General features: G+C 72.6%; 4 protein-coding genes. 1 reads left to right on the plus strand and 3 read right to left on the minus strand.

The annotated features are described in order from the left end of the window. Nucleotides 1-744: phosphatase PAP2 family protein (locus E4099_RS30640; protein ID WP_245245320.1), on the plus strand; the 744-nt coding region annotated here is incomplete at its 5' end. Here E4099_RS30640 and E4099_RS30645 read toward each other — a convergent pair. The 3 genes from E4099_RS30645 to E4099_RS30655 all read right to left on the minus strand — a co-directional run. Continuing rightward, nucleotides 738-1,241, minus strand: a complete 504-nt coding sequence (locus E4099_RS30645; protein WP_135342363.1) for a hypothetical protein — start codon at nt 1,239-1,241, stop codon at nt 738-740. The genes E4099_RS30640 and E4099_RS30645 overlap by 7 nt on opposite strands. A 283-nt stretch (nt 1,242-1,524) precedes the next feature. Continuing rightward, nucleotides 1,525-2,322, minus strand: a complete 798-nt coding sequence (locus E4099_RS30650) for an ABC transporter permease (RefSeq protein WP_135342364.1) — start codon at nt 2,320-2,322, stop codon at nt 1,525-1,527. Next, a partial coding sequence (locus E4099_RS30655) for an ABC transporter permease (protein WP_135342365.1) occupies nt 2,322-3,231 on the minus strand: 910 nt, incomplete at its 5' end. The genes E4099_RS30655 and E4099_RS30650, both read right to left, overlap by 1 nt.

A 3,231-nucleotide genomic window follows, 5' to 3' on the forward strand; every position in this document is an offset into this window, starting at 1 on the left:
CCCCAAACCCCCCGGGGCGCGCGGGGCACCGATCGCCTCGGCGGCCCCGGAGCCACCCCCCCTGTTCCGGGGCCGCCGGCATTCCTCCTCACTCTCTGTGTTCTGGGATTCGCGCTGGTCACCTGGCAGGTGGCGGCGGACGGTCCGCTGCGCCGCCTGGACGAGCGGGTCGGACGGGGCGCCCGAGGGCAGCTGCTGCCCGCGCCACTCGCCGAGTTCCTCGCCGATCTCGGTGGCCTGGCCGTCGCCCTGCCCGTCCTCGCCCTGGCGGTCGGATACGCGGGATGGCGACTGTGGCGGACCGGGGCCCGCTGGTGGTGGGGCGTACCGCTGGCCGGCGCGGTGGCCATGGCGGCGGTGCCCGCGGCCATCGCCCCGGTGAAGGCCCTGATCGACCGCCCGGCACCGCCGGGACCGCTGGCCGGAACCGACGGCTTCTATCCGTCCGGGCACACCGCCACGGCCGCCGTCGCCTACGGAGCGGCGGCCCTGCTCCTGCGGTGTGCCGCCGCGCGCTCTCGCCGCCCCGCCCGCCGTCCGTCCGTCGCGGTGCGCCTGGCGCTGGTACTGCTGAACGCCGGCGTGGGGTTGGGCCTGGTGGTGCGCGGCTACCACTGGCCGCTGGATGTGCTGGGCAGCTGGTGCCTGTCCGGGGTGCTGCTGCTCGGGCTGTCGCTGCTCTGCCGGCGGCTGCCGCACCCCGCCCCGGAGGCCGAGCGGCCGGGACCGCGAGGCGGTCAGTAGCCGGGTGGCGGGACCTCGCCGCGGTCAAGCCGGAGTGCGGCCTCCGCCATGGCCGCGTCCAGCACGGCGGGGTCGGTGAGGTGGCCGGAGCCGTCCGGGGGCACCAGCCAGCGCACTCCGCCGGCGGGCCGGCCGGGGTACGGCACCGCGACCCAGGCGCCGGGGCCGGCGCCCCGGACGACGGTGCGGGGCCCGGCGCCCCGCGGGACGGACCCGGGTTCGGTGCGGCGGGCCGCGGTGCCCGCCGGTACGAAGAAACCCACCCGGGTGTCCTGGAAGTCGCCGAGCACGGGGCCGGGCCGGTCGGTCTTCCGGTGCAGCGCCTCCAGGGTGGTGCCCCCGAGGGCGCCGGACAGGATCAGTACGTCCCACAGCCGGCCGGCGGGCAGCAGCGCGATCCCCAGGGGGTCGCGCTCCCACGCCCGCCTGCAGGCCACGGGGTCCTCTGCCGCCGAGACCAGCCAGTCCACCGCGTTCCCTGCCGGTGCGCCGTTCATCGCGCCCCTCCACTCCCTCGCATGGCCCCGTCCGGTCGACGGGGCCGTCAAGGTGAGGGGACGGGGCACGGCGGGGATTCTTACCCGGGTCGGTCTCCCGACTGGTAGTGCGGCGGGGTGCGTCCACGCCAGGTGGTGCGCCCCGGAGCGCGAGAGGGCACCCTCACGCATCCCGGCACGGGGCCGCCGAGCCCGTAACGGTGCGGCCGGGTGCCCGTGGGGGACGCCGGAGGAGCGCACGGCGCCCTGGGAACGGCGGGCCGGCCGCCGCGGCCTCGACCGCTCAGCTCTTCTTGCGGCGGGAGCCGGCCAGTTGGCCGACGAGCACGCACAGCACGGCGATGGCGAACATGGCCGTACCGATCACGTTGACCTGGACCGGGGTGCCGCGCTGCGCCGAGCCCCAGACGAACATGGGGAAGGTCACGGTCGATCCGGCGTTGAAGTTGGTGATGATGAAGTCGTCGAAGGACAGCGCGAAGGAGAGCAGCGCGCCGGCGGCTATGCCGGGGGCGGCGATGGGCAGGGTGACGCGCAGGAAGGTCTGGGCCGGGGAGGCGTAGAGGTCCTGTGCGGCCTGTTCCAGCCGGGGATCCATGCTCAGTACGCGGGCCTTGACGGCCGTCACCACGAAGCTCAGGCAGAACATGATGTGCGCGATGAGGATGGTCCAGAAGCCGAAGTCGACGCCCATGTTGAGGAAGAGGGTGGCCAGCGAGGCGGCCATCACCACCTCGGGCATGGCCATCGGCAGGAAGATCAGGCTGCTGACGGCGCCGCGGGCGCGGAACCGGTGGCGGGCCAGGGCGAAGGCGATGAGGGTGCCCAGCACGGTGGCGCCCAGGGTGGCCCAGAGCGCGATCTCCAGGCTGAGGGCGAGCGAGCCGCACAGGTCGGCGACGCCGCAGGGGTCGGTCCATGCCTCGGTGGAGAACCGCTGCCAGGTGTAGTTGAAGCGGCCGTTGGGCTTGTTGAAGGAGAAGACCAGGACCACCACGTTGGGCACGATGAGGTAGGCCAGGGTGGCCAGGCCCGCGATGGCCACCAGGTTCCGCCGCAGCCACTGGGTGAGCGCGCGCATCAGACGAGGTCCTCCGTCCCGGACTTGCGGATGTACATGGTGACCATGGCGAGGATGGCCGCCATGAGGATGAAGGACAGCGCGGCGGCCGTCGGGTAGTCCAGCACCCGCAGGAACTGCGACTGGATGACGTTGCCGACCATCTTCTGGTCCGTGGAGCCGAGGAGTTCGGCGTTGATGTAGTCGCCGGTGGCCGGGATGAAGGTGAGCAGGGTGCCGGCGACCACACCGGGCATCGACAGCGGGAAGGTCACCTTGCGGAAGGTGGTGAAGGGGCGGGCGTAGAGGTCCCGCGCGGCCTCGTGCAGCCTGCCGTCGATGCGCTCCAGGGAGGTGTAGAGCGGAAGGATCATGAAGGGCAGGAAGTTGTAGGTGAGTCCGCAGACCACGGCCAGCGGGGTGGCCAGGACGCGCTCCCCCTCGGTGATGCCGAGCGCGCTGGTGACGTCCAGGATGCCCAGCGAGTTGAGGGTGGAGACCACGCTGCCGCTGTCGGACAGGATGGTCTTCCAGGCGAGGGTGCGGATCAGGAAGCTGGTGAAGAAGGGTGCGATGACCAGGATCATCAGCAGGTTCCGCCAGCGGCCGGCCTTGAAGGCGATGAGGTACGCCAGGGGGTAGCCCAGCAGCAGGCAGAGTGCGGTGGCGGTGGCCGCGTACAGCACCGAGATCAGGAACTGCGGGTAGTACTCGGTGAGCGCGTCGCTGTATGTCGACCAGTGCCAGGTGACCGTGAAGCCCTCTTCGAGGGAGCCGGTCTGCAGCGAGGTGGACGCCTGGTACACCAGCGGGGCGACGAAGAAGACCAGCAGCCACAGGATGCCGGGGAGCAGCAGCCAGTAGGGGACCAACCGCTTGCGCAGAGCGGGGCGGTGCTCCGTCGGGTCGGAGGGCGGGGCGGCCGGGGCG

Origin of the sequence: Streptomyces palmae (assembly GCF_004684805.1) — a bacterium.
Taxonomy (GTDB): Bacteria; Actinomycetota; Actinomycetes; order Streptomycetales; family Streptomycetaceae; genus Streptomyces; species Streptomyces palmae.